Origin of the sequence: Cupriavidus taiwanensis (assembly GCF_900250075.1) — a bacterium.
GTDB lineage: Bacteria > Pseudomonadota > Gammaproteobacteria > Burkholderiales > Burkholderiaceae > Cupriavidus > Cupriavidus taiwanensis_C.
Genome location: NZ_LT977070.1, coordinates 863,984 through 889,438, shown reverse-complemented (window position 1 = coordinate 889,438; position 25,455 = coordinate 863,984). Strand labels below are relative to the sequence as shown.

The window sequence follows — 25,455 nt, the reverse complement described above, 5'->3', positions numbered from 1 at the left end:
AATTCAGGAATGATCGACCGAGTCGCCCCCGGGCAGGCGGATGCGCCGCCCACACCAGCACCAGACACCAGCGGCCATGCGGCCGCGGGCCCGGGGGAGCTTGCGGCGCTGGCCGCGTCGATCCGCGCATGGGGCGCGGCGCTGGGCTTTGCCTCGGTGCGCATCGCCGATGTCGACCTCGCGCACGCCGAGCCCGGACTGCTGGCCTGGCTGGCGCAGGGCTACCACGGCGACATGGATTATATGGCCAACCACGGCCTGCGGCGCGCCCGTCCGGCCGAACTGGTGCCCGGCACGGTGCGCGCGATCGTGGCGCGCATGCCCTATGTCCCGGTCGCCGGTGCGCATGCGCAGGCCGCCGACTGGCGCCGCCACGAACTGGCGCGGCTGGACGACCCGGCCACCGCGGTGGTGTCGCTGTACGCACGCGGGCGCGACTACCACAAGGTGCTGCGCAGCCGGCTGCAGCAGCTGGCCAGCCGGATCGAGGCCGAGATCGGCAAGTTCGGCTATCGGGTCTTTACCGATTCGGCCCCGGTGATGGAAGTGGCGCTGGCCAGCCAGGGCGGACTCGGCTGGCGCGGCAAGCATACGCTGCTGCTGGACCGTGACGGCGGCTCGATGTTCTTCCTCGGCGAGATCCTGGTCGACATCCCGCTGCCGGCCGATCCGCCCGAACCCGGCCATTGCGGCAGCTGCCACCGCTGCCTGGACATCTGCCCCACGCGCGCCATCGTCGCGCCCTACCGGCTCGATGCGCGCCGCTGCATTTCCTACCTCACCATCGAGCACAAGGGCGCGATCCCGGTGGAATTCCGCGCACCGATGGGCAACCGCGTCTACGGGTGCGACGACTGCCAGCTGGCGTGCCCGTGGAACAAGTTCGCGCACGTGGCCACGGTGCCGGACTTCGACGTGCGCAACGGCCTGGACGCGCCCGACATGGTCGAGCTGTTCGCATGGACCGAAGCGGAATTCAACCAGCGCCTCGAGGGCAGCCCGATCCGCCGCATCGGCCACGAGCGCTGGCTGCGCAACCTGGCGGTGGGACTGGGCAACAGCCTGCGCACGGCACTGTCGGGCTCGCGCGCCGAGGACGCGGCCCTGGCCGCGCGCATTCGGGCCGCACTGCTGGCGCGGCGCGAGACCGCCACCCCCATGGTGCGGGAACATATCGACTGGGCCCTGGCGCAAGGCGGCCCGCCGGCGCAACGGGCAGGCTGACCTTCCATCTCCCCGGCCAGGTCAGCTCACCAGCGCCAGCCACAGCGGCGTGGTGACGATCGCCGCCACCGTCATCAGCGAGATCGTCGCCGCCACCATCGGCCCGTTGCCGCCCATGCGCACGGCCAGGATGTAGGCGCTGGAGGCGGTCGGCAGCGAGGCGTACAGCACCACGATCTGGTATTGCAGCGCGGTCAGCGGCAGGTGCCGCCCCACCAGCCAGGCCACGCACGGCATCGCCAGCAGCTTGACCCCGGTCCACCACGCCACCGGCCCGGCGGTGCCGGTGGCGCCGCTGATCTGCAGCCCCGCGCCCACCGTCATCAGGCCCAGCGCGGTCGACGCCGAACCCAGCCGGTTCAGCGTCATGCCCAGCACCTCGGGCGCGTGCAGCCCCATCAGGTTGGTCGCCAGCCCGCCGGCGGTGGCCAGGATCAGCGGGTTGCGCGCCAGTTCCTTCCACAGCGCGGCCTGCCCATGCCGGGCCAGCGCCCACACCGCCAGCACGTTGCACAGCGGCACGGTGCAGCCGACGATCAACGCCATCAGCGCCAGCCCTTCAGAGCCGCCCAGCCGCGCGGCCAGCGCCAGCCCGATATAGGAATTGAAGCGGAACGCGGTCTGCACTCCCGAGGCAAAGCTGACCGGATCCGGCCGCAGCACCCATTTGACGGCATAGCCGCCGGCCAGGCCGGTGGCCAGCACCAGCAGCGCCAGCCCCAGCATGGCCGAGGTCGACGAGAAGTCCAGCACCGCGGTATTGGTCGACTGCAGCAGCAGCGCCGGGAACAGGACGAAGTAGACCAGCCGCTCCACCCCGCCCCAGAAGGCGCGGTCGAAGGGGGAATAGCGCACCAGCAGCCAGCCGATCAGGATCAGGCTGAAGTCCGGGACCAGCAGGAGGGCGGAAGACATCCAGGGTTGTTGTTGTTGTGATTGCAGTGGCGCGGCACTGCCGGGCAGCCGTCGCACAGAAACCGCGGCGGGGAGAGATAACGGCAAAACCGCCGGAATGTGCAGACTAGGGCAGATACGGATAGGTATTTTTCCAGATTTCGGGCAGCATGACATGCCAAGTTGTACGCCTGCCGCCATGTTGTCCCGCATCCGTTCCGCGCGCCTGCGCGTGGACACCTTCCTCCGCTCCCGACTCAGCCCTGCTTTCCGGCCGGGCCGCCGCCTGCGCCTGGCCGTCGTGCTGGCAGCGCTCGGCGCCGCGGCCGTGGTGCATGCCGTACCGGGGCCGGCGCGCGCGCTCGAGATCGCCGGCGTGCGTTTCGACGACGCGGCGCGCGTGGGCGGCAAGGAGCTGCAGCTCAATGGCGCGGCGCTGCGCACCGGCTTCCTGACCAAGGGTTACGTGGCCGCGCTGTACCTGGAGGAAAAGGCCCGCAACGCGGCCGTGGTACTGGGCACGTCCGGCGCCAAGCGGCTACAGTTACGCATCCTGCGCGAGACCGAGCCGCCGGCGGTGGTGCGCGCGATTCGCCAGGGCATGCGCGACAACCACAGCGAGGCGCAGATGCAGGCGCTGGCGGCGCGGCTGGTACAGTTCGAGCGCGCCCTGGGCGAGATCGGCACCGCGCACAAGGGCGACGTCATCAACGTGGATTTTTCCCCGCAAACGGGGACGGTCGTCGCCATCAACGGCACGCCGCGCGGCCGGCCGATTCCCGGCGAAGACTTTTACCAGGCCCTGCTGCGGGTGTTCCTGGGCGAACACCCGGTCGACGCCGGGGTCAAGCGCGGCCTGCTGGGCGGCTGACCCAGATTACGCTGCCGGCGCACCGCCCGACCTGTGGCACTGCGACGGTTTTTTTGCTTCCGGGCGGCATCCTGCCCGGATTTCTGACGGGAGACATGATCTCATGCAAGCTGGCAAACTCGCACTGACCCTGGCCCTGGCGGCCGCCGCCACCGCGGCGCAAGCCCAGAGCTACCCCACCAAGCCGATCCGCCTGATCATTCCGTTCGCACCCGGCGGCACCACCGACATCGTCGGCCGCGGCGCGGCGGACCAGATGAGCCGCATCCTGGGCCAGCCGGTGGTGGTGGAAAACCGCGCCGGCGGGGGCGGTTCGATCGGCGCCGACGCCATCGCCAAGGCCGCGCCGGACGGCTATACCATCGGCATCTCGACGGTCTCGACCATGGCCGTGAACCCGGCCTGCAACCCCAAGCTGTCGTACGACCCGATCAAGGACTTCAAGCCCATCACCAACCTGGCCAACGTCGCCAACGTGATCGCGGTGAACCCCAACTTCCCGGCCAAGGACTACAAGGAGTTCCTGGCCGTGCTGAAGGCCAACCCTGGCAAGTATTCGTACGCGTCGTCGGGCACCTGCGGCTTCGGCCACATGCTGGGCGAGCAGTTCAAGGTCTCGACCAAGACCTTCATGGTCCATATCCCGTACCGCGGCGCGGGCCCGGCACTGAACGACGTGCTGGCCGGCCAGGTGCCGATCATGGTCGACAACCTGCCGTCGTCGATGCCCTACATCAAGGCCAACAAGCTGCGTCCGATCGTGGTGGCCTGGAACAAGCGCCTCGAGTCGCTGCCCAATGTGCCGACCTTCGGCGAAATGGGCCTGAAAGAGCCGAACGATCCGGCCTGGTACGGCCTGGTGGCGCCGGCCGGCACGCCTGACGAGGTCATCAAGAAGCTCAACGAAGCCGCCGTCAAGGCCCTGCAGGACAAGGACTTCCAGCAGCGCCTGCGCACCGCCGGCGCCGAGCCGTCGGGCAACACGCCGGCGCAGCACGCGGCCGAGATCAAGAAGGAATTCGACAAGATGAAGAATCTCGTGAAGGTGCAGAACATCAAGCTGGAGCAATGATCCGGCCGGTGTGACGCCACCCGCAAGGGGCCGCCGCGAGGCGGCCCTTTTTTCTTGGCCGCGCCAAAAAGCACTAGAATCCAGCATTCGCCCCAGCCTGACCGCCATGCCCGCACCCTACGACGCCATCCTTACCGCCCCGTTCGGCAAGATCGGCGTGCGCACGGACGGCGCGCGCATCCGGGCCATCGTGTACCTTCCCGGGCACGTCGAGGGCCTTGCCCCGGCCGATGCGCTGACGCAGCGGCTCGCGGCGCAGCTCGCGGCCTATTACGACGATCCCGACAGCGCCTTCGACGTGCCGCTGGCCGCCGCCGGCAGCGCCTTCCAGCAGCGCGTGTGGCAGGCCATCTGCGCGGTGCCGCGCGGCGCCACCACCACCTACGGCACCATCGCCGAAGCCATCGGCGCGATGCCGCGCGCGGTCGGCCAGGCCTGCGGGCAGAACCCGTTCCCGATCCTCGTCCCCTGCCATCGCGTAGTCTCGGCGCGCGGCATCGGCGGCTTCTCGCACCATGCCGAAGACGGCTTCTACCTCGACGTCAAACGCTGGCTGCTGCGCCATGAGGGCGCCATGCTGATATGAGCGGCGCCCCGGCGGCAGCCGAGCCCAGCGCCGTCGCCAGCGCTGCCGACGAGGCGCTGGTCGGCCGCTTCTGCGATGCGCTGTGGCTGGAGGACGGGCTCTCGCGCAACACCATCGACGCCTACCGGCGCGACCTGACACTGCTGGCGCGCTGGCTGCAGCAGGAGCAGCGCGGCGAGCTGCTCGGCGCCGACGACGGCGCGCTGTCGGCGTACTTCAGCGCGCGCCATACCCAGACCCGCGCGTCGTCGGCCAACCGGCGCCTGGCGGTGTTCCGCCGCTTCTACCAGTGGGCGCTGCGCGAGCACCTGGTGCAGGCCGATCCCTGCCTGCTGCTGCGCCCCGCCAAGCAGCCGCCGCGCTACCCCAAGACCCTGACCGAGGCCCAGGTCGACGCGCTGCTGGAGGCGCCCGACACCGACACCCCGCTGGGCCTGCGCGACCGCACCATGCTCGAGCTGATGTACGCGAGCGGGCTGCGCGTGTCGGAGCTGACCCAGATGAAGACCGTCGAGATCGGCCTGAACGAGGGCGTGGCGCGCGTGGTCGGCGGCAAGGGCGACAAGGAGCGGCTGGTGCCGTTCGGCCAGCAGGCCGGCGACTGGCTGCGGCGCTACCTGGCGAGCGCGCGACCGGCGCTGCTGGCCGGGCGCGCCTGCGACGCGCTGTTCGTCACGCAGCGCGGCGAAGGCATGACGCGGCAGGCGTTCTGGCACCTGATCAAGCGCCATGCGCGCGATGCCGGCGTGCATGCCCCGCTGTCGCCGCACACGCTGCGCCATGCCTTTGCCACGCACCTGCTCAACCACGGCGCCGACCTGCGCGTGGTGCAGTTGCTGCTGGGCCACGCTGATATTTCCACCACCCAGATCTATACCCACGTCGCCCGCGAACGCCTGCGCGAGCTGCACCAGCAGCACCATCCGCGCGGCTGAGCGGCACACAGCGATCGCCATGAGCAAGACCAAGCACGTCTCCGAAACCCCTGCCACCCAGTTCCTGCGCAAGCACGGCGTGGCCTTCGGCGAACACCCCTATGACTATGTCGAGCACGGCGGCACCGGCGAATCGGCGCGCCAGCTGGGCGTACCCGAGCATGACGTGGTCAAGACCCTGATCATGGAGGACGAGCGCGCGCAGCCGCTGGTGGTGCTGATGCACGGCGACTGCTCGGTCTCGACCAAGAACCTGGCGCGCCAGACCGGGCGCAAGAGCGTGCAGCCGTGCAAGCCCGAGGTGGCGCAGCGGCACAGCGGCTACCTGGTGGGCGGCACCTCGCCGTTCGGCACGAAGAAGCGCATGCCGGTGTATGTGGAAGCGACCGTGCTGGAACTGGCGCGCATCTATATCAACGGCGGGCGCCGCGGCTACCTGGTCAGCCTGGACCCGAAGCTGCTGCCCGCGCTGCTCGAGGCCCAGCCGGTGCAGTGCGCGCTGCCGGACTGAACTTGCCGGCCGCGTGGCGCCGCTCCAGACCGAAGCAAGCCTCCACGCCAATCCGGGTAGTCACGGTCGTGGCCAGGCCCCTGCCGCGCTACAATCGCGCCAGCCTGAAAACATCCCACTCCACATGGCCAATCTGCTTTTTGCCCTTGCCGCTTACCTGATCGGCTCCATTTCCTTCGCTGTGGTCGTCAGCAAGCTGATGGGGCTGCCGGATCCGCACTCCTATGGCTCGGGCAACCCCGGCGCCACCAACGTGCTGCGCACCGGCAACAAGAAGGCGGCGATCCTGACCCTGATCGGCGATGCCCTGAAGGGCTGGCTGGCGGTCTGGCTGGCGGCGCGCTTCGGCCCGGCGTACGGCCTCAACGACACCGGCCTGGCCATGGTGGCGCTGGCCGTGTTCCTGGGCCACCTGTTCCCCGTATTCCACCGCTTCGCCGGCGGCAAGGGCGTTGCCACCGCGGCCGGCATCCTGCTGGCGATCAACCCCATCCTGGGCCTCGGCACGCTGGCCACCTGGCTGATCATCGCCTTCTTTTTCCGCTACTCGTCGCTGGCCGCGCTGGTGGCCGCGATCTTCGCGCCGTTCTTCCATGTGCTGATGAACGGCGTGGATGTGATGGCCGGCGCGATCTTCGTCATCAGCGTGCTGCTGATTGCGCGGCACCGGCAGAACATTGCCAAGCTGCTGGCGGGGAAGGAAAGCCGGATCGGGGAGAAGAAGAAGGTTTGAAGGTTTGAATGGCTTTGCCGCAAACGGCTGCGGGCGTCAGCAGGCGGCCGGTTTGCTCCCCTCTCCCGCTTGCGGGAGAGGGGCCGGGGGAGAGGGCAGGCGCTGGCAATTGCGACGGCTCGTACTTCGTTGAAGCTCCCGTCCTCTCCCCAACCCTCTCCCGCAAGCGGGAGAGGGAGTACACCAGCGGTCATCACACGCCAGCCGCCCCAAACAGCATCTCCACCCGCAGCCCGCCCCCGTCGGCATTCACCAGGTTGAGCTTGCCCCCCGCCTGCCGCACCAGCCGGTCGACGATCGCCAGCCCCAGCCCGGAATGCGCATTGCCGCCGCGCGCCGGATCCAGCCGCACGAACGGCAGCGTGGCGCGTTCCTTGTCGTCGTCGGGAATGCCGACGCCCCGGTCTTCCACCACCAGCATGTAGCCGTCCGGCGTGCGCGAGGTCGCGATGCAGACCGGCGGCTTGCCATAGGCGTAGGCGTTGTCGACCAGGTTGCCGACGATGCGGTCCAGCTGCGTGGCGATCATGCGGAAGCCCTCGCCCGCGCCCAGCGACAGCACCACCTGGCGCTCCTGCTCGGCCAGCGAGGCGGCCAGCTCGTTGACGCGCCGGTCCACCGGCACCGGCCGCGCGGTCGACTCACTGGTCTGCGCGAAGCTCAGGAACTGCTCGACGATGGCCGCCATCGAATCGACATCGCGCGTGACCCCGGCCGCGGCCTTGGGATCGGCCAGCATCTCGGCGCGCAGGCGCAGCCGCGCCAGCGGCGTCTTCAGGTCGTGGGCGATGCCGGCCAGCATGGTGTTGCGCTCCTGGTCGATGCGCGCGAGGTCGGCCACCATGCGGTTGAAGCGCTCGATCAGCTGGCGCAGCTCGTGCGGGCCGCGCTCGCGCAGCGGCGGCACGGCGTGCTGGCGCGACAGCAGCGCGGCCGCGTTGGCCATGTCGCGCACCGGGCGCTGGATCTGCCATGCGATCAGCACGGCGAACACGATGGCGACGCCGACCACCAGCATCACCCCCGGCACCAGCCGGTTGTCCGGCGGCGGGTTGTGGACCCACAGGATCGGCATCGCGATCCAGTCGGCGCGGCTCGGCAGCTTGATCCAGATGCGCGGCGTGGTCTCGTCCTCCAGGCGGATCTCCGTGCCTTGAGGCAGGCGGCTGATGAATTGCTCCACCAGCCGGCGCGAGCGCCCGCCCTTGGGGGCGGTGGCGTGCTCGTCGGCATCGGCGGTGTTGGCGGTTTCCACCAGGCTGGGCAGCTTCGCCGGGGGCCGCGCATCGAGCGCGCGCTCGATGCTGTCGAGCTGGAACAGCATCTGCTCCACCGAATAGTCGACCTGCTGCTGGCGCCGGTCCATGCGCAGGATGGCCAGCCACGAGAAATGGCTGATCACCAGCACCGCGGCGATCAGCAGCGCAATGCGGCCGAACAGGGTATCGATACGTCGCAACTTCATCGGCAAGCAGATCCTGGTGGCGCCGGCGCCGGGTTATTCGGGGAGGCCCGCGGGAATCTCTTCCGCTTCGTCGGGCACGAAGGTGTAGCCGCGGCCGCGCACGGTCTGGATGTAGCGCGGGCGCTGCGCGTCCTCATCCAGCAGCCGGCGCAGGCGCCAGATCTGCACGTCGATGCCGCGGTCGCTGATGCCGCTGGCGCTGCCGTACATCAGCTCGACGATGCGCTCGCGCGACAGCACTTCGAGCGGATGCATCAGCAGCAGCTTGAGCAGCGCGAACTCGGTATCGCTGATCGACAGCGCCTGGCCGGCACGCGTCAGCGAGCGCTGGCGGAAGTTGACGCGGAACGGCCCGAACGCAACCGACTCGCGGTCCTCGGGCGCCGCCGCCGGGCGCGCCAGCTTGCGGCGCAGCACCGCGTTGATGCGCGCCAGCAGCTCGCGCGGCGAGAACGGCTTGCCGAGATAGTCGTCGGCGCCGATCTCGAGGCCGACGATGCGGTCGATCTCGTCGCTGCGGGCGGTCAGCAGAATCACCGGGATATCGTCGTTGCGGGCGCGCAGGTTGCGCAGCGCGGTCAGGCCGTCGACCTTGGGCATCATCAGGTCCAGCACGATCAGCGCCGGCCGCTCGCGCTCCAGGCGCGCCTGCAGGCCGTCGCCGTCATGCATCACCGAGACGGCGAAGCCCTGCTGGGTCAGGTACTCGCGCAGCAGGTCGCGCAGTTCGGGATCATCGTCGACGACGAGGATCTGGGTAGGCTGGTTCGTTCGCATAGGCACATGATAGTCAGCCCCGGCGCCACATATGCCGGCGGGGCCGGACGGTTTTGTTTCCGCAGGTTACACGCGGGGTCCTGGTAATCCTCTGTAATAAATCGGCCGGATGCCGAAATACGGGCGTCCGTGCCCGCACATTATCCTTGCCGCATGACTTGCCGCCGGTGCCGCCCCATGCGCGCCGCGCGGCACTCGCCGGCACGCCGGCGCTTGCGGGCCCGCTGCCCCCGAGGCCGGCCGGCACCCATGGCGATGCGGCATACTGCGGCATCGTCACTTGCCAGCAGAACACATGACGGTGCGCCGCGCGCGCCGTTCCCAGGATTGCGGACATGTCCAACCCCGAACCAGGCCAAACCCACCCCTCCCCCTCCCCGTCGTCCCGCCCTCCCGGCCCGTCCGGCAAACCGCCGCGCCGGAACCGGCGCCCGCTGTATGCCGGGCTGCTGGTGCTGTTGCTGGCCGGGGCCGGCTGGTACTGGCATGCGCACCGCGGCGACGCCCCCCAGGGCAGCGCGGCGCGCCCCGGCGGTGCCAGCGCACCCGCGGCGGGAGGCCGGGGAGGTCCAGGAGGTCCGGCCGGCATGCCGCGCTCGCCGGTGGTGGTCGCCACCGTGGCCCAGCGCGACATGGACGTGGTCCTGAACGGGCTCGGCAACGTGACCCCGGTCTCCAACGTGACCGTGCGCGCGCAGGTGTCCGGGCCGCTGCTCAAGGTGCTGTTCAAGGAAGGCCAGATGGTCAGGGCCGGCGACGTGCTGGCCGAGATCGACCCGCGCCCGTTCCAGGCCGCGCTCGACCAGGCCGTGGGCCAGCTGGCGCGCGATCAGGCGCTGCTGCAGAACGCAAAGCTGGACCAGCAGCGCTACCGCACGCTGCTGGGCCAGGACTCGATTTCCAAGCAGCAGGTCGATACCCAGGACGCGCTGGTGCGCCAGTACGAGGGCGTGGTCAAGACCGACCAGGGCAACGTTGCCAACGCGCGCCTGCAACTGGGCTACACCAAGATCGTGGCGCCGGTGTCGGGCCGCATCGGCCTGCGCCAGGTCGATCCCGGCAATATCGTCAATACCAGCGACACCAACGGCATCGCGCTGATCACGCAGATCCAGCCGATCGCGGTGATGTACACCATCCCCGAGGACAACCTGCCTTCGGTGCTGAAGAAGCTCAACGCCGGCGAGAAGCTGCCGGTGCAGGCCTGGGACCGCCAGGTGCGCAACCAGCTGGGCGAAGGCGAGCTGCTGACCACCGACAACCAGATCGACACCACCACCGGCACGGTCAAGCTCAAGGCGGTGTTTCCCAATGCCGACGGCATGCTGTTCCCCAACCAGTTCGTCAACGTGCGCACGCGCGTCGATACGCTCAGGGACGCCACCGTGATCCCGGTGGCGGCGATCCAGCGCGGCCAGCAGGGCACCTTCGTCTATACCGTGGACGAAGCCAGCCAGGTCAAGGTGCAGGTGATCGAGCTGGGCCCCGGCGACGGCACCCGTAGCGCGGTGCTCAAGGGGCTCGAGCCCGGCCAGCGCGTGGTGGTCGATGGTGCCGACCGGCTCAAGGAAGGCATGACGGTCGAGACCGTCGACCCGGCCGCGCGCGCCGCCGCGGTGGTGCCGGCCAGCCAGCCGCGCGCGCGCGGACGGCGCCATCGCGATGGTGCGGGCGGTGCGGGCGGTGCCAGCGGCGCGCAGGCCGATGCCGGCGCGGCAGGCGCTTCGGCACCGCAAGGCGAACGCCGCCGCCACCGCGAAGCCGGCGCCAGCGCACCAACCGCACGCGCGCCGCAGCCGTAAGGACGCCGCATGAACCCGTCCCGCCTCTTCATCGAGCGCCCGGTCGCCACGGCGCTGCTGATGCTGGCCATCCTGCTGTCCGGGCTGGTGGCCTACCGGCTGCTGCCGCTGTCGGCGCTGCCCGAGGTCGACTATCCCACCATCCAGGTCACCACGCTCTACCCCGGCGCCAGTCCGGACGTGATGACCTCGTCGGTCACCGCGCCGCTGGAGCGCCAGTTCGGCCAGATGCCGGGCCTGAAGCAGATGTCGTCGTCCTCGTCAGGGGGGGCGTCGGTGATCACGCTGCAGTTCGAGCTGACGCTGCCGCTGGACGTGGCCGAGCAGGAGGTGCAGGCCGCCATCAATGCCGGCAGCAACCTGCTGCCGTCGGACCTGCCGATGCCGCCGGTCTACAGCAAGGTCAACCCGGCGGATGCGCCGATCATGACCATCGCCATGACCTCCGACACCATGCCGCTGCCCAAGCTTCAGGACATGGTCGATACGCGCGTGGCGCAGAAGATCTCGCAGATCCAGGGCGTGGGCCTGGTCACCATCAGCGGCGGCCAGCGTCCGGCGGTGCGGATCCAGGCCAACCCGGCCGCGCTGGCGTCGCTGGGCATGTCGATCGACGACCTGCGCACCGCGATTGGCGCGTCCAACGTCAACGGCGCCAAGGGCAGCTTCGACGGCCCGCAACGCGCCTCGACCATCGACGCCAACGACCAGCTGCGCTCGGCCGACGAATACCGCCAGATCATCCTGGGCTACAAGAACGGCGCGCCGATCCGCATCACCGACGTGGCCGAGATCGTCGACGGCCCCGAGAACAGCCGCCTGGCCGCGTGGGCCAACGACAAGCCCGCGATCGTGCTGAATATCCAGCGCCAGCCCGGCGCCAACGTGATCGAGGTGGTCGACCGCATCAAGGCGCTGCTGCCGCAGCTGCAGAACGCGCTGCCGGCGTCGGTGCACGTGCAGCTGCTGACCGACCGCACCACCACCATCCGCGCCTCGGTCGAGGACGTGCAGTTCGAGCTGCTGCTGGCGATCGCGCTGGTGGTGCTGGTGATCTTCCTGTTCCTGCGCAATATCCCCGCCACCATCATCCCCGGCGTGGCGGTGCCGCTGTCGCTGGTGGGCACGTTCGGGGTCATGTACCTGGCCGGGTTCTCGATCAACAACCTGACGCTGATGGCGCTGACCATTGCCACCGGCTTCGTGGTCGACGATGCGATCGTGATGATCGAGAACATCATGCGCTACATCGAGAAAGGCGATTCGCCGATGCAGGCGGCGCTGAAGGGCTCAAGGCAGATTGGCTTCACCATCATCTCGCTGACCTTCTCGCTGGTGGCCGTGCTGATCCCGCTGCTGTTCATGGGCGACGTGGTGGGGCGCCTGTTCCGCGAGTTCGCGATCACGCTGGCGGTGTCGATCCTGATCTCGGCGGTGGTGTCGCTGACGCTCACGCCGATGATGTGCGCGCGGCTGCTGCATCATGTGCCGGAAGAGAAGCTGTCGCGCTTCCACCGCGCCACCGGCCGCTTCTTCGACAACGTGATCGAGCGCTACGGGCGCGGCCTGGAATGGGTGCTCGATCGCCAGAAAGCAACGCTGGTGGTCGCGGTGGCCACGCTGGCGCTGACGGTGCTGCTGTACCTGCTGGTGCCCAAGGGCTTCTTCCCGGTGCAGGACACCGGCGTGATCCAGGGCATCACCGAAGCCGCGCAGACCACCTCGTTCGGCGCCATGGCGCGCAAGCAGGAAGCCGTGGCCAAGGTGGTGATGCAGGATCCGGCGGTGGCCAGCCTGTCGTCGTTCATCGGCGTGGACGGCACCAACGCCACGCTCAATGCCGGGCGCATGCTGATCAACCTCAAGCCCAAGGACGAGCGCGATCCGATCGGCGTGGTGACGCAGCGGCTGCAGCAGGCGGTGCACGACCTTGGCGGCGTGTCGCTGTTCACGCAGCCGGTGCAGGACCTGACCATCGAGGACAAGGTCTCGCGCACGCAGTACCAGTTCACGGTCGAAGATCCCGATCCCCAGACGCTGGCCACGTGGGTGCCGAAGCTGGTGGAGCGCCTGCGCCAGGAGCCGGAGCTGCGCGATGTGACCAGCGACCAGCAGAACAACGGCCTGCGCGCCTATGTCGATATCGACCGCGACGCCGCGGCGCGCTTCGGCATCACCACCGCGGTGATCGACAGCGCGCTGTACAGCGCCTTCGGCCAGCGGCTGGTGTCGACCATCTTCACGCAGTCGAGCCAGTACCGCGTGGTGCTGGAGACCATGCCGGAGTTCCGCACCAGCCCGCAATCGCTGGCCGAGCTGCGCCTGCCCTCCTCGTCCGGCGGACAGGTGCCGCTGGGCGCGTTCGCGCGCATCACCGAGCGCACCGGGCCGCTGGTGATCAACCACCAGGGCCAGTTCCCGGCGGCGACGATCTCGTTCAACCTGGCGCCGGGCGCATCGCTGGGCGCGGCGGTCGACAAGATCACCCGGGTCGAGCAGGAGCTGGGGCTGCCGATCTCGATGCAGACCAGCTTCCAGGGCGCGGCGCTGGCGTTCCGCGCGTCGCTGTCGAACACGCTGTGGCTGATCCTGGCCGCGGTGGTGACGATGTATATCGTGCTGGGGGTGCTGTATGAAAGCACCATCCACCCGGTCACGATCCTGTCGACGCTGCCGTCGGCCGGCGTCGGCGCGCTGCTGGCGCTGCTGGTGGCGGGGATGGACCTGGGCATCATCGCCATCATCGGCATCATCCTGCTGATCGGTATCGTCAAGAAGAACGCGATCATGATGATCGACTTCGCGCTCGAGGCCGAGCGCGAGCAGGGCATGTCGCCGCGCGACGCGATCTTCCAGGCCTGCCTGCTGCGCTTCCGCCCGATCCTGATGACCACCATGGCGGCGCTGCTGGCGGCGCTGCCGCTGATGCTGGGCTCCGGCATCGGCAGCGAGCTGCGCCGCCCGCTGGGCGTGACCATGGTCGGCGGCCTGCTGCTCAGCCAGGTGCTGACGCTGTTCACTACGCCGGTGATCTACCTGGCCTTCGACCGCGTGGCGACGCGCGTGAAGGGCTGGCGCAAGCGCCGCTTCGGCGATCCGGAGGAAGGCGGCACGGGCGAGGAGCCGGTCTGAGCATGAATCTCTCGGCTGCCTTTATCCATCGCCCGGTCGCGACCGCGCTGCTCACGCTCGGCATTTTGCTGGCGGGGCTCGCGGCGCTGCGGCTGCTGCCGGTGTCGCCGCTGCCGCAGGTGGACTTCCCGACCATCTCGGTGTCGGCGTCGCTGCCCGGCGCCAGCCCCGAAACCATGGCCGCCACCGTGGCGACGCCGCTGGAGCGCGCGCTCGGCACCATCGCCGGCGTGACCGAAATCACCTCCAGCAGCTCGCTCGGCTCGACCCGCGTGACGCTGCAGTTCGACCTGTCGCGCGATATCGACGGCGCCGCGCGCGACGTGCAGGCCGCCATCAACGCCTCGCGCGCGACGCTGCCGACCAGCCTGCCCAACAACCCGACCTACCGCAAGGTCAACCCCGCCGACGCGCCGATCATGATCATCGCGCTGACCTCGCCGACCATGACGCGCGGGCAGCTCTACGACGCGGCCTCGACGATCCTGGCGCAGAAGCTGTCGCAGGTCGAGGGCGTGGGCCAGGTCACCATCGGCGGCGCCTCGCTGCCGGCGGTGCGGGTCGAACTGAACCCGACCGCGCTGAACAACTACGGCATCTCGCTGGAGGATGTGCGCAACACCATCAGCGCGACCAACGCCAACCGGCCGCTGGGCACGCTGGAGAACGCCGCCAGCAACTGGCAGGTCTACGCCAACGACCAGGCGATGAAGGCGGAAGACTACCTGCCGCTGATCATCCGCTACGCCACCCCGGGCACGTACTCTTCGGCGTCGGCTGGCGCGCTGATCGCCAGCACCGCCAATGCGACGGCCAGCGGCGGCGTCAGCACCAAGGTGGTCAACGGCGTCACCGTGACCACCCTGACCACCAGCAGCGGCACCACCACCATCACCAGCGGCGCCACCGGCGGCACCAGCGCCACCAGCGGCCCCAACTCGTTCGCGGTGCCGGTGCGGCTGCGCGACGTCGCCAACGTGGTCGATTCGGTGCAGGACACCCGCAACGCCGGCTCGGCCAACGGCAAGCCGTCGGTGCTGCTGGTGCTGAACCGCTCGCCCGGCGCCAACATCATCGAGACCGTCGACCGCGTCAACGAGATGCTGCCGCAGCTGCAGAAGATGATCCCCGCGGCGATCTCGATGGACGTGATGATGGACCGCACGCCAACCATCCGCGCCTCGCTGCGCGAGGTCGAGCACACGCTGATGATCTCGGTGGCGCTGGTGATCATGGTGGTGTTCGTGTTCCTGCGCAACGTGCGCGCCACCCTGATTCCCAGCGTGGCGGTGCCGGTGTCGCTGATCGGCACGTTCTCGGTGATGTACCTGGCCGGGTTCTCGCTGAACAACCTGTCGCTGATGGCGCTGACCATCGCCACCGGCTTCGTCGTCGACGATGCCATCGTGGTGCTGGAGAACATCTCGCGCCATATCGAGGAAGGCATGAAGCCGCTGGCAGCGGCGCTGCGCGGCGCGCGCGAAGTCGGCTTCACGGTGCTGTCGATGAGCCTGTCGCTGATCGCGGTGTTCATCCCGCTGCTGATGATGGGCGGCATCGTCGGCCGGCTGTTCCAGGAATTCGCGATCACGCTGTCGGTGGCGATCCTGGTATCGCTGGTGGTATCGCTGACCACCACGCCGATGATGTGCGCGCGCATGCTGCGGCCGGTGGAACCGGAAAAACAGGGACGCTTCTTCCGCGCCACCGAGCGCATGTTCCAGTGGCTGCATGACGGCTATGCGCGCTCGCTGTCCACCGCGCTGCGCTTCAGCCCGCTGGTGTGGCTGGTGCTGATCGCCACCATCGCGCTCAACGTGTACCTGTATGTGATCGTGCCCAAGGGCTTTTTCCCGCAGCAGGATACCGGGCGGCTGATCGGCTTTATCCGCGCCGACCAGGCCACCTCGTTCCAGGCCATGCGCGGCAAGCTCGACAGCTTTATCAAGATCGTGCAGTCGGACCCGGCGGTGGAGAACGTGACCGGCTTTACCGGCGGCTCGCAGCGCAATACCGGGCAGATGTTTGTCACGCTCAAGCCACTGGCGCAGCGCGAATCGGCCGACACCATCATTGCGCGGCTGCGCGACAAGCTGGCCAAGGAGCCGGGCGCGAGGCTCTTCCTGCAATCGGTGCAGGACATCCGCGTCGGCGGACGCCAGAGCAGCTCGCAGTACCAGTTCACGCTGCAGTCCGACGACCTGGAGGTGCTGCGCGCGTGGGAGCCCAAGGTGCGCGCGGCGCTGTCCAACCTGAAGGGGCTGGAGGATATCGACACCGACACCAACGACAAGGGCCTGCAGACCTCGGTGATCATCGACCGCGATGCGGCCTCGCGCCTGGGCGTGACCGCTCAGCAGGTCGATGCGGTGCTCAACGATGCCTTCGGCCAGCGGCTGGTGTCGACCATCTACCATCCGCTGAACCAGTACCGCGTGGTGATGGAGCTGAGCCAGGAATACCTGCAGGGACCCGAGGCGCTCAAGGATATCTACGTGGTCACCGGCAACGGCAATCGCGTGCCGCTGGCCGCATTCGCGCGCGTGACGCCGAGCAGCACGCCGCTGGGCGTGAACCACCAGGGCCAGTTCGCGGCCTCGACGATCTCGTTCAACCTGGCCGAAGGGACTTCGCTGTCGCAGGCGACCGACGCCATCAACCGCGAGATGGCGCGCATCGGCGCTCCGGAGACCCTGCGCGCCAACTTCCAGGGCGGCGCCAAGGCGTTCCAGGACTCGCTCAAGAGCCAGCCCATTTTGATCCTGGCGGCGTTGATCACCATCTACATCGTGCTGGGCGTGCTGTATGAAAGCTATGTCCACCCGCTGACGATCCTGTCGACGCTGCCGTCGGCCGGCGTGGGCGCGCTGCTGGCGCTGCTGGCCTCGAAGACCGACTTCAGCATCATCGCGCTGATCGGCGTGATCCTGCTGATCGGCATCGTCAAGAAGAACGCGATCATGATGATCGACTTCGCCATCGACGCCGAGCGGCGCGAGGGGCTGTCGCCGCGCGACGCCATCTACCGCGCCTGCCTGCTGCGCTTCCGCCCGATCCTGATGACCACCATGGCCGCGCTGCTGGGCGCGGTGCCGCTGGCGCTGGGCCGCGGCGACGGCGCCGAGCTGCGCGCGCCGCTGGGCATTTCCATTGTCGGCGGGCTGGTGGTGAGCCAGCTGCTGACGCTGTACACCACGCCGGTGGTCTACCTGACGCTGGACCGCTGGCGCCTCAAGGTGAAGGCCTGGCGCCAGCGCCGCCGCAGCGCCGGCACGCCGGACCAGCCGGCCGCCGTCTAGATTTGCGAAGACTCGACATGAATGCTTTTACCCGTTTCCTGTCCCAGGCCCTGCCGGTACCACTGGCATGCGCGCTGCTGCTGGCCGGCTGCGCCGTCGGCCCCGACTACCAGCGCCCCGATGCGCCGATGTCGGCCGAGTTCAAGGAAGCCGCGGCCGATACTGCCACCCCGGCGTGGACCGGCGATTGGAAGCCATCCTGGAAGCCCGCCGAGCCGCAGGATGCGCTGGCGCGCCCCGACTGGTGGACCGTATTCGGCGATGCGCAGCTCGATGCGCTGATGGCCGAGGTGCAGATCTCGAACCAGAACATCAAGGCGGCCGAGGCCCAGTACCGCCAGGCGGTGGCGTCGCTGCAGGCGGCCCGCGCCGGCTTCTTCCCGCTGGTCGATGCGCAGGCCGGCGCCTCACGCGCGCGCAATGCCACCGGCAACACGCTCAACGGCCAGAGCGCCACGCTGGGCGCGACCTGGGAGCTCGACGTCTGGGGCCGCGTGCGGCGCCAGGTCGAAAGCAGCGAGGCCAGCGCGCAGGCGAGCGAGGCCGACCTGGCGTCGACGCTGCTGTCGACGCAGGCCACGCTGGCGCAGAGCTACTTCCTGCTGCGCGTGGCGGATGCGCAGAAGGCGCTGCTGGACCGCACCGTGGCCGACTACCAGAAGTCGCTGCAGCTGGTGCAGAACCAGTACGCGGCGGGCACCGCGCAGCGCTCCGACGTGCTGCAGTCCGAGACCCAGCTCAAGAGCGCGCAGGCGCAGCAGATCGACATCCAGATCACGCGCGCGCAGCTGGAGCATGCCATCGCCGTGCTGGTGGGCAAGCCGCCTGCGGCGCTGTCATTGGCCGCCGGCGAGTTCCGCGCCGCGCCGCCGCGCGTGCCGGCCGCGGTGCCGTCGCAGCTGCTGGAGCGCCGCCCCGACATCGGCGCGGCCGAGCGGCGCATGGCGTCGGCCAATGCGCAGATCGGCGTGGCGCAGGCGGCCTACTACCCGACCCTGTCGCTGTCGGCCAGCGGCGGGCTGACCGCCAGCACGCTGGCGCGCTGGATGTCGCTGCCGGACCGGATCTGGTCGATCGGCGGCGGCCTGGCCGGCACCCTGTTCGACGGCGGCGCGCGCCGCGCCGCCAAGGCACAGGCGGTGGCCGCCTACGACCAGACCGTGGCCAACTACCGCCAGACCGTGCTGGGGGCGTTCCAGGAAGTCGAGGACAACCTCGCCGCGCAGCGGCTGCTGGAACAGGAGGCGGTGGTGCAGAACGACGCGCTGCGCTCGGCGCGCGAGGCGCTGGCCCTGGTGAACAACCGCTACCGTGCCGGCACCGCCGGCCTGCTGGATGTGCTGACGGCGCAGACCAGCGCCTACACCGCCGAGCGCACCGCGCTGTCGATCGCCGGCCGCCAGTACACCGCGGCGGTGGTGCTGATCAAGGCGCTGGGCGGCGGCTGGCACGCGCAACCGGTGGGTGGTAGCGGCAGCGCGAGTCCCAGCGTGCCAGCCGCCGCTCCCGCCACCGTCGGCCAGCGCTAGGCTCCGCGCTGCGGGGCATTCGGCAGCGGCTGCGCGCAGATGCGCTCGCGCAGCCAGGTGGCGGCCTTGCCCAGCGGCCGCTGCTTGTGCCACACCAGCTCCATCGCCACCGGCCAGTCCTGCTGCTGGAACGCCAGCGGCGGCGACACCAGCTGCGCCGCGGCCGGCGAATTGGCCACCACGTGCCACGGCACGAAGGCCCAGCCCAGCCCGCGCTTGACCAGCTCGACGATCACCCACTGGCTTTCCACCCACCACACGTCGGCGGCCACGCGCAGGCGCATCTTTTCCTCGCTGTCGGTGCGGGTCGCGACCATCAGCTGGCGGTAGCGCTTGAGCTCTTCCCAGTCGACCCGCTGCGACGCCAGCGGGTGGTCGGGCGCGCACAGTATCTGCATCGGCATCCAGCCGAGCGCATGGAAGCCCAGCTCCGGCGGCAGCACTTCCTGGCGCCACATGATGCCGAGGTCGGCGCCGCCCTCCAGCACCAGCCGGCTGACGTCCTCCATCAGCGGGAACAGCAGTTCCAGCTCCACCGCCGGGAAGCGCCCGGAAAACTCCACCAGCAGCGCGCCCAGCGTTTCTTCCGGATAGAGTTCGTCGACCGCCAGCACCAGCCGCGTCTCGACACCCTCGCCCAGGCTCTTGGCTACGCCGCGGAAGTGCTCGCAGCGTTCCAGGATCACGCGCGCCTCGGCCAGCAGCCGTTCGCCTGCCGGGGTCAGCACCGGGTAGCGGCCGGTACGGTCGAACAGCGCGTTGCCGGCATCGATCTCGAGGTTGGACACGGCCGCGCTGACCACCGACTGGGCCTTGCCGAGCCGGCGCGCGGCGGCCGAGAACGAGCCCGTGTCGGCCGCCGCGACAAAGGCTTGCAATTGCTCCAGAGAGAGACTCATACGTAACCCAACCCTTTCATCTATCTGTTCTGGCGATAGTATCCAACTTGGCAATCCCTGCCCAGCAGATAGACTAGGCACCATCGTATTTGCCCGCAAGGAGAAATCATGCGCAATACCAGGGACCGGATCCGCCATGCCGTGGGCTTCGAGGTGGTCGGCCTGCTGATCTTCGCCCCGCTGGCGAGCTGGGCCTTCGGCTATGAACTGCACCAGATGGGGCTGATCGGCGCGGTCGCCTCGCTGGTCGCCACAGGCTGGAACTACCTCTACAACGTGCTGTTCGACAAGGGCATGCTGCGTTTCACCGGCCAGCTGCGCAAGTCGGTGCCGGTGCGCGTGCTGCACGCGGTGCTGTTCGAACTGGGCCTGCTGGTGGTGTTCCTGCCGTCGCTGGCGTGGTACCTCGACATCAGCCTGCTCGACGCGCTCATCATGGACATCGCCGTGGCCGGCTTCTATATGCTCTACGCGCTGGTGTACAACTGGCTGTACGACATCGTGTTCCCGGTGCCGGCGCTCAAGGCCCAGGCCGCGGCCCCGGCCAATCCGGAAAACGCCGCGCTGGGCTGAGCGCGGGTTTTTCACTACCCTGACACGTCGTTCCCGCGAAGGCGGGAACCCAGTGACTTCATCCCCGAAGGGGACTTGAAAGACGCTGGATTCCCGCCTTCGCGGGAATGACGGTAGTGATCGGCACGCTACCTGTACTTCCTATCAAACCCGCTCCTGCGGGTTTTTCCTTATCTGCAGGGGATTCGCCCGAATTGTTATACTCCATAACAAATTCGATTCGCCGGGAGCGGCGCCGCGTGCGCGGCCCCGGCGCGACCTGCACGCGGGGAGACACCATGAAAATCGCAATCGCCGGGGGCGGCATCGGCGGCCTGACACTGGCGCTGCTATGCCACCGCCACGGCATCGAGGCCGAGGTCTGGGAAGCCAGCGAAACGCTGCGCCCGCTGGGCGTTGGCATCAACCTGCTGCCGCACGCCGTGCGCGTGCTGTCCGAGCTGGGCCTGCGCGATGCGCTGGCCGCGATCGCGGTCGAGACCTCGTCCCTGTCTTACTACAACAAGCTGGGCCAGCGCATCTGGCATGAGCCGCGCGGGCTGGCCGCCGGCTATGACTGGCCGCAGTTCTCGATCCATCGCGGCGAATTCCAGATGCTGCTGCACCGCACCGTGGTCGAGCGCCTGGGGGCCGGCGCGGTCCATACCGGCCACAGTTTCGAGTCCGTGCTGGATACCGGCGCGCGCGGCCAGGCGCGCTTCGTGCTGCGCCGCCGCGCCGACAACGCCGTGGTAGAGTCCGGCGCCGACGTGCTGGTCGGCGCCGACGGCATCCATTCGGCGGTGCGCCGCCATTTCTATCCCGCCGGCGACCTGCCGCGCTTTTCGCGCCGGCTGCTGTGGCGCGCGGTCACCGAGGCGCCGCCCTACCTGGACGGCCGCTCGATGTTCATGGCCGGGCACCAGGACCAGAAGTTCGTCGCCTACCCCATCTCCGAACCGCTGCGCCGCCAGGGCCGCGCGCTGGTCAACTGGATTGCCGAGCTGCGCGTGCCCGACAGCGTGTCCGACACCCCGCCGCGCAGCGACTGGAACAAGCAGGTCGACAAGGCCGTGTTCCGCGCCCGGTTTGCAAACTGGCAGTGGGACTGGATCGACATCCCCGCGCTGATCGACGGCGCCGAGGCCATCTACGAATTCCCGATGGTCGACAAGGACCCGCTGCCGCGCTGGACCTTCGACCGCGTCACGCTGCTGGGCGACGCCGCGCACCCGATGTATCCGATCGGCTCGAACGGCAGCGCCCAGGCCATCCTCGACGCGCGCTACCTGGTCGACAGCCTGCTCGGCACCCGCGACACTGGCTACGCGCTGCGCGAATACGAGGCCGAGCGCCTGCCGCGCACCGCCGGCATCGTGCTGCGCAACCGCATGAACGGGCCGGAGCAGGTGATGCAGCTGGCCGAGGAGCGCGCGCCGCAGGGGTTCAGCGATATCGAACAGGTGATTCCGCGCGCGGAGCTGGAAGCGATTTCGCTGCGGTACAAGCAGCTGGCGGGGTTCGACCGGCAGTCGATGCAGGGCAAGGCGTAAGGCGATGCCTTGATCACTACCGCGGGTGTACTCCCTCTTCCGCAAGCGGGAGAGGGAAGCAATCCAGCGGGATGGAAAACACATAAGATCATTCAGACCGAGGAGACAACCATGGCACCCCGAACCCCAACCGACCTCACCCGCCTCGCGCTGGCCGCCCTGCTGGCCTTCACCGCCACCACCGCCCTCGCCGACATCACCGTCGGCGTCAGCCTGTCGACCACCGGCCCGTCCGCTTCTCTCGGCATCCCGCAAAAAAATACGCTGGCCTACCTGCCGCAACGGATCGGCGGCGAGCCGGTGCGCTACATCGTGCTGGACGATGCCTCCGATCCGACCCAGGGCGCCAAGGCGGCGCGCCGCTTCGTCGCCGAGGACAAGGTCGACATCATCCTGGGCTCGTCCGCGGTGGCGCCGTCGATCGCGATTGCCGAGGTCGCCGACGAAGCCCAGACCGTACAGCTGGCGTTCTCGCCGATCGAACTCAAGCCCGGGCGCGGCGCATGGACCTTCCGGCTGGCGCAGCCGGTGCGGCTGATGGCCAATGCCGTGGCGGCGACCGCCAAGAACCAGGGCGTCAAGACCATCGGCTTTATCGGCTTTGCCGATGCCTACGGCGAAACCTGGCTGAAGGACTTCACCGCCGCCGCCACCGCCAACGGCATCCGCCTGATCGCCACCGAGCGCTACGGCCGCGCCGACACCAGCGTGACCGCGCAGGTGCTCAAGCTGATCGCCGCCAAGCCCGACGCCATCCTGATCGCCGGCGCCGGCACCGGCGCGGCGCTGCCGCACACCACGCTGCGCGAGCGCGGCTACGGCGGCACCCTCTACCAGACCCACGGCGCGGCCACCAAGGACCTGATCCGCATCGGCGGGCGCCTGGTCAACGGCGCGATCCTGCCCGCCGGCCCGGTGATCGTGCCGGAGCAGCTGCCCGCCGGCGATCCGGTGCGCAAGCCAGGGCTGGACTACGTCACCCGCTATGAAAAGCAGTACGGGGCCGAGACCCGCACGCAGTTCGGCGCCCATGCCTACGATGCCGGGCTGGTGCTCGAGCGCATCGTGCCGGTGGCGCTGAAGCAGGCCCGCCCCGGCACGCCGGCCTTCCGCCAGGCGCTGCGCCACGCACTGGAAACCGAGCGCGACATCGTGGTCTCGCACGGGGTGCTGAACTTCAGTGCGCAAGACCACTATGGCTTTGACCAGCGTGGTCGGGTTATGGTGACAATAGAGAACGGCAACTGGAAACTGCTCAAATGATTCCCGACGCATCCGGCACCCCGCCCGCCACCCCCGCGCGGCGGGCCCGCACCGCCGCAGCGCCCGCGCGGCGCAGGACGCGCGATGCGCTGGCGCCCGACCCGGCCGCCGGCGACGGCGCCGATGGCGGCTTCGACCCGCATGTGCCGAACATCGACTACGGCGTGCTCGACAACCTGGTCGGCTACGCCATCCGCCGCGCGCAGATCCGCATCTACGAAGACTTCGTGCAGTCGCTGGCGCAATGGCAGATCACCCCGCCGCGCTTCTCGGCGCTGGTGATCATCTCGCGCAACCCGCACCTGAAGCTGACCGAGCTGGCGCAGATCCTCGGCATCGCGCGGTCGGGCGCGGTGCTGCTGGTGGATGCGCTCGAAGCCATGAAGCTGGTGGCGCGCCGCCCCGCCGCGGGCGACCGGCGCGCCTACAGCCTGGTGCTGACCCCGGCCGGGCGCCGCACGCTCGAAGCCGCCACGCAGGCGGTCCAGGCGCACGACGACCACGTCAGCTCGGCGCTCAGCGAGGCCGAGCAGGCCACGCTGAAAGCGCTGCTGGCACGGCTGGCACCGCCGCGCGCCGGCTGAACCGCCGGCCCCGCGGAACTGTCATCCGCTTGCGGGCGGCCATGCGTTAACATGGCCGCCATGCCAAGAACCCTCGCCGCGCCCACCGCAGCGCGACCCGGCGCGCTGCCGCGCCGCCTGTCGCTATTGCTCTCGTCCATCCTTGCCGCCGTGCTGCTGGCCGGCGGTCCGGCACTGACCCCGGCCTACGCCAAGCCGCCCGCCAAGGCGGCCAAGGCGACCAAGCCCGCCAAAGCGCCGAAAGCCGGCAAAGCCGCTGCCAAAGCGGCCACCAAAGCCGCCACCGATCCGGCGCTGGTCAGCGCCGGCGTGCCCGCGCCGGTGGCCGCGGCGCTGCGCCGCGCCGGGGTGCCGGCTGCAGCGGCCAGCTTCTATGTGGTGCGGCTGGGCGACAGCACCGCGCGCGCCAGCTGGAACGCGCAGCTGCCGATGAACCCGGCGTCGACCATGAAGCTGGTCACCACCTTCGCCGGCCTGCAGCTGCTCGGGCCCGACTATCGCTGGCAGACCTCGCTCTACGCCGACGCGCAGCCGGGCAACGACGGCACCGTCAACGGCAACGTCTACCTGCGCGGCCACGGCGATCCCAAGCTGGTGCCCGAGGAAATGGCCAAGCTGGTGGCGCGGGCGCGCGCCGCCGGCGCCAACACCATCAACGGCGACCTGGTGCTGGACCGCAGCTACTTCGCCGATGGCCTCGACAGCAACGGCACCATCGACGGCGAGGTGCAGCGCGCCTACAACGTCGGCCCCGATGCGCTGCTGTACGCCTTCAAGACGCTGTCGTTCACGCTGACGCCGGACCCGGCCTCGCAGACCGTGGCGGTCAGCGTCACGCCGGAGCTGGCGCAGCTGAAACTGGACAACCGCCTCACGCTGACCAACGGCCGCTGCGGCGACTGGCAGAGCAGCGCCAGCCCGACCGTGCTGCCGCAGGCCGACGGCACCGTGCTGGCCTCGTTCTCGGGCGACTATTCCAGCGACTGCGGCGAGCACGTGCTCAATATCGCCACGCTGTCGCATGCGGAATTCACCTGGGGCGGCTTTGTCGCCGAGTGGCAGCGCGCCGGCGGGCGCTTTGCCCGCCTGCCCGCGCTGCGCAGCGGCAAGGTGCCGCGCGGCGCGGTGCTGCTGGCGCGCCATTACGGCCTGCCGCTGGCCGACATCGTGCGCGACATCAACAAGTTCTCGAACAACGTGATGGCGCGGCAGCTGTTCCTGACCCTCGGCGCCGAGATGGACCGCGGCGGGCCCGCCAGCACCGGCCGCTCGATCCGCGTGGTGCAGCGCTGGCTGGCGCGGCAGGGGCTGGAGCTGCCGGGCCTGGTGCTTGACAACGGCTCGGGCCTGTCGCGCGCGGAACGAATCAGCGCCTATGACATGGCGCGGCTGCTGCAGCAGGCCGCGGCCAGCCCGGTCGGCCCGGTGCTGATCGACTCGCTGCCGGTGCTGGGCGTCGACGGCACGCTGCGCAACCGCCTGACCCGCGCCAGCGCGGCCGGCAGCGGCTACCTGAAGACCGGCACGCTGGCCGATGTGCGCGCGCTGGCCGGCTACGTCGATGCCGCCGAGGGCGGCCGCTACGTGGTGGTGAGCATGATCAACCATGCCAACGCCGCGCAGGCGCAGGAGGCGCACGACGCGCTGCTGCAGTGGGTGTACCGCGGGGCGCATTGACGCCCCGCCGGGCGGGCTGGGGCGCGGGGCCGTGGCCTGCCTCCAACGCGCGGCGGCATTTTGTTAAGCGCTCGCTTACCAGCCCGCCATCCCACCC

At 69.5% G+C, this 25,455-nt stretch carries 20 protein-coding genes; 16 read left to right on the top strand and 4 right to left on the bottom strand.

Going from position 1 to position 25,455, the window contains the following annotated elements:
* The first annotated feature begins 9 nt into the window (after nt 1-9).
* Nucleotides 10-1,224 (top strand): tRNA epoxyqueuosine(34) reductase QueG, encoded by a 1,215-nt coding sequence (gene queG, locus CBM2588_RS04165; protein ID WP_115679482.1) that lies wholly within the window; start codon nt 10-12, stop codon nt 1,222-1,224.
* Between the two features lie 21 nt (nt 1,225-1,245).
* Here the strand turns inward: queG and CBM2588_RS04160 are convergent, their stop codons facing one another.
* Entirely contained in the window at nt 1,246-2,139 is an 894-nt protein-coding gene (locus CBM2588_RS04160; RefSeq protein WP_115679481.1) for an AEC family transporter, read from the bottom strand.
* A 178-nt stretch (nt 2,140-2,317) separates the two neighbouring features.
* Here CBM2588_RS04160 and CBM2588_RS04155 point away from each other — a divergent pair, with 178 nt between their 5' ends.
* The 6 genes from CBM2588_RS04155 to plsY all read left to right on the top strand — a co-directional run bounded on the left by CBM2588_RS04155 (nt 2,318) and on the right by plsY (nt 6,826).
* Nucleotides 2,318-2,989, top strand: coding sequence for a chalcone isomerase family protein (locus CBM2588_RS04155; RefSeq protein WP_231942095.1), 672 nt, complete (start codon nt 2,318-2,320; stop codon nt 2,987-2,989).
* A gap of 103 nt (nt 2,990-3,092) precedes the next feature.
* Nucleotides 3,093-4,061, top strand: coding sequence for a tripartite tricarboxylate transporter substrate binding protein BugE (locus tag CBM2588_RS04150; RefSeq protein WP_115662932.1), 969 nt, complete (start codon nt 3,093-3,095; stop codon nt 4,059-4,061).
* Nucleotides 4,062-4,167: 106 nt separating this feature from the next.
* Nucleotides 4,168-4,647 (top strand): methylated-DNA--[protein]-cysteine S-methyltransferase, encoded by a 480-nt coding sequence (locus CBM2588_RS04145; RefSeq protein ID WP_115679479.1) that lies wholly within the window; start codon nt 4,168-4,170, stop codon nt 4,645-4,647.
* Nucleotides 4,644-5,582, top strand: a complete 939-nt coding sequence (xerD, locus tag CBM2588_RS04140; RefSeq protein WP_115679478.1) for a site-specific tyrosine recombinase XerD — start codon at nt 4,644-4,646, stop codon at nt 5,580-5,582. The genes CBM2588_RS04145 and xerD overlap by 4 nt, the downstream gene beginning before the upstream one ends.
* A 19-nt stretch (nt 5,583-5,601) precedes the next feature.
* Nucleotides 5,602-6,093 (top strand): aminoacyl-tRNA deacylase, encoded by a 492-nt coding sequence (locus CBM2588_RS04135; protein WP_115679477.1) that lies wholly within the window; start codon nt 5,602-5,604, stop codon nt 6,091-6,093.
* Nucleotides 6,094-6,217: 124 nt separating this feature from the next.
* Complete coding sequence (gene plsY, locus CBM2588_RS04130) at nt 6,218-6,826, top strand: glycerol-3-phosphate 1-O-acyltransferase PlsY (protein ID WP_115679476.1); 609 nt, start codon at nt 6,218-6,220, stop codon at nt 6,824-6,826.
* Between the two features lie 193 nt (nt 6,827-7,019).
* Here plsY and CBM2588_RS04125 read toward each other — a convergent pair whose 3' ends face one another.
* Together CBM2588_RS04125 and CBM2588_RS04120 are read right to left on the bottom strand one after the other, a co-directional pair.
* Nucleotides 7,020-8,291, bottom strand: a complete 1,272-nt coding sequence (locus tag CBM2588_RS04125) for an ATP-binding protein (RefSeq protein WP_115679475.1) — start codon at nt 8,289-8,291, stop codon at nt 7,020-7,022.
* Nucleotides 8,292-8,324: 33 nt separating this feature from the next.
* On the bottom strand, nt 8,325-9,068 hold the full coding sequence (locus tag CBM2588_RS04120; protein WP_115679474.1) for a response regulator: 744 nt from the start codon (nt 9,066-9,068) through the stop codon (nt 8,325-8,327).
* A gap of 335 nt (nt 9,069-9,403) precedes the next feature.
* Between CBM2588_RS04120 and CBM2588_RS04115 the strand changes: the two genes are divergently transcribed.
* The 4 genes from CBM2588_RS04115 to CBM2588_RS04100 are packed head-to-tail and all read left to right on the top strand — an operon-like array spanning nt 9,404 to nt 18,830.
* Nucleotides 9,404-10,870: an MdtA/MuxA family multidrug efflux RND transporter periplasmic adaptor subunit gene (locus CBM2588_RS04115; protein ID WP_115679473.1), complete on the top strand. Its 1,467-nt coding sequence runs from the start codon at nt 9,404-9,406 to the stop codon at nt 10,868-10,870.
* Nucleotides 10,871-10,879: 9 nt separating this feature from the next.
* Nucleotides 10,880-14,002 (top strand): MdtB/MuxB family multidrug efflux RND transporter permease subunit, encoded by a 3,123-nt coding sequence (locus CBM2588_RS04110; protein WP_115679472.1) that lies wholly within the window; start codon nt 10,880-10,882, stop codon nt 14,000-14,002.
* A 2-nt stretch (nt 14,003-14,004) separates the two neighbouring features.
* Entirely contained in the window at nt 14,005-17,301 is a 3,297-nt protein-coding gene (locus tag CBM2588_RS04105) for an efflux RND transporter permease subunit (RefSeq protein WP_115679471.1), read from the top strand.
* Between the two features lie 17 nt (nt 17,302-17,318).
* Nucleotides 17,319-18,830 carry an efflux transporter outer membrane subunit gene (locus tag CBM2588_RS04100; protein WP_115679470.1) on the top strand — a complete coding sequence of 504 codons (1,512 nt, stop codon included), beginning with the start codon at nt 17,319-17,321 and terminating at the stop codon, nt 18,828-18,830.
* On the opposite strand, the gene CBM2588_RS04095 is transcribed toward CBM2588_RS04100, so the two are convergent.
* The gene (locus tag CBM2588_RS04095; protein ID WP_115679469.1) at nt 18,827-19,729 is read right to left on the bottom strand and encodes a LysR family transcriptional regulator; all 903 of its coding nucleotides are present in this window, start codon (nt 19,727-19,729) and stop codon (nt 18,827-18,829) included. The two genes, CBM2588_RS04100 and CBM2588_RS04095, sit on opposite strands and share 4 nt — an antisense overlap.
* Before the next feature lie 108 nt (nt 19,730-19,837).
* On the opposite strand from CBM2588_RS04095, the gene CBM2588_RS04090 reads away from it, so the two are divergent.
* The 5 genes from CBM2588_RS04090 (at nt 19,838) to dacB (ending at nt 25,358) form a co-directional block, all read left to right on the top strand.
* Entirely contained in the window at nt 19,838-20,302 is a 465-nt protein-coding gene (locus tag CBM2588_RS04090; protein WP_115679468.1) for a PACE efflux transporter, read from the top strand.
* A gap of 278 nt (nt 20,303-20,580) precedes the next feature.
* A complete protein-coding gene (locus CBM2588_RS04085) occupies nt 20,581-21,834 on the top strand; it encodes a flavin-dependent oxidoreductase (RefSeq protein ID WP_115679467.1) in 1,254 nt (417 codons plus the stop codon).
* A gap of 111 nt (nt 21,835-21,945) precedes the next feature.
* The gene (locus CBM2588_RS04080; RefSeq protein WP_115679466.1) at nt 21,946-23,097 is read left to right on the top strand and encodes an ABC transporter substrate-binding protein; all 1,152 of its coding nucleotides are present in this window, start codon (nt 21,946-21,948) and stop codon (nt 23,095-23,097) included.
* A complete protein-coding gene (locus tag CBM2588_RS04075; RefSeq protein WP_115679465.1) occupies nt 23,094-23,681 on the top strand; it encodes a MarR family winged helix-turn-helix transcriptional regulator in 588 nt (195 codons plus the stop codon). The genes CBM2588_RS04080 and CBM2588_RS04075 overlap by 4 nt, the downstream gene beginning before the upstream one ends.
* Nucleotides 23,682-23,732: 51 nt before the next feature.
* A complete protein-coding gene (gene dacB / locus CBM2588_RS04070; protein ID WP_115679464.1) occupies nt 23,733-25,358 on the top strand; it encodes a D-alanyl-D-alanine carboxypeptidase/D-alanyl-D-alanine endopeptidase in 1,626 nt (541 codons plus the stop codon).
* Nucleotides 25,359-25,455: the final 97 nt, after the last annotated feature.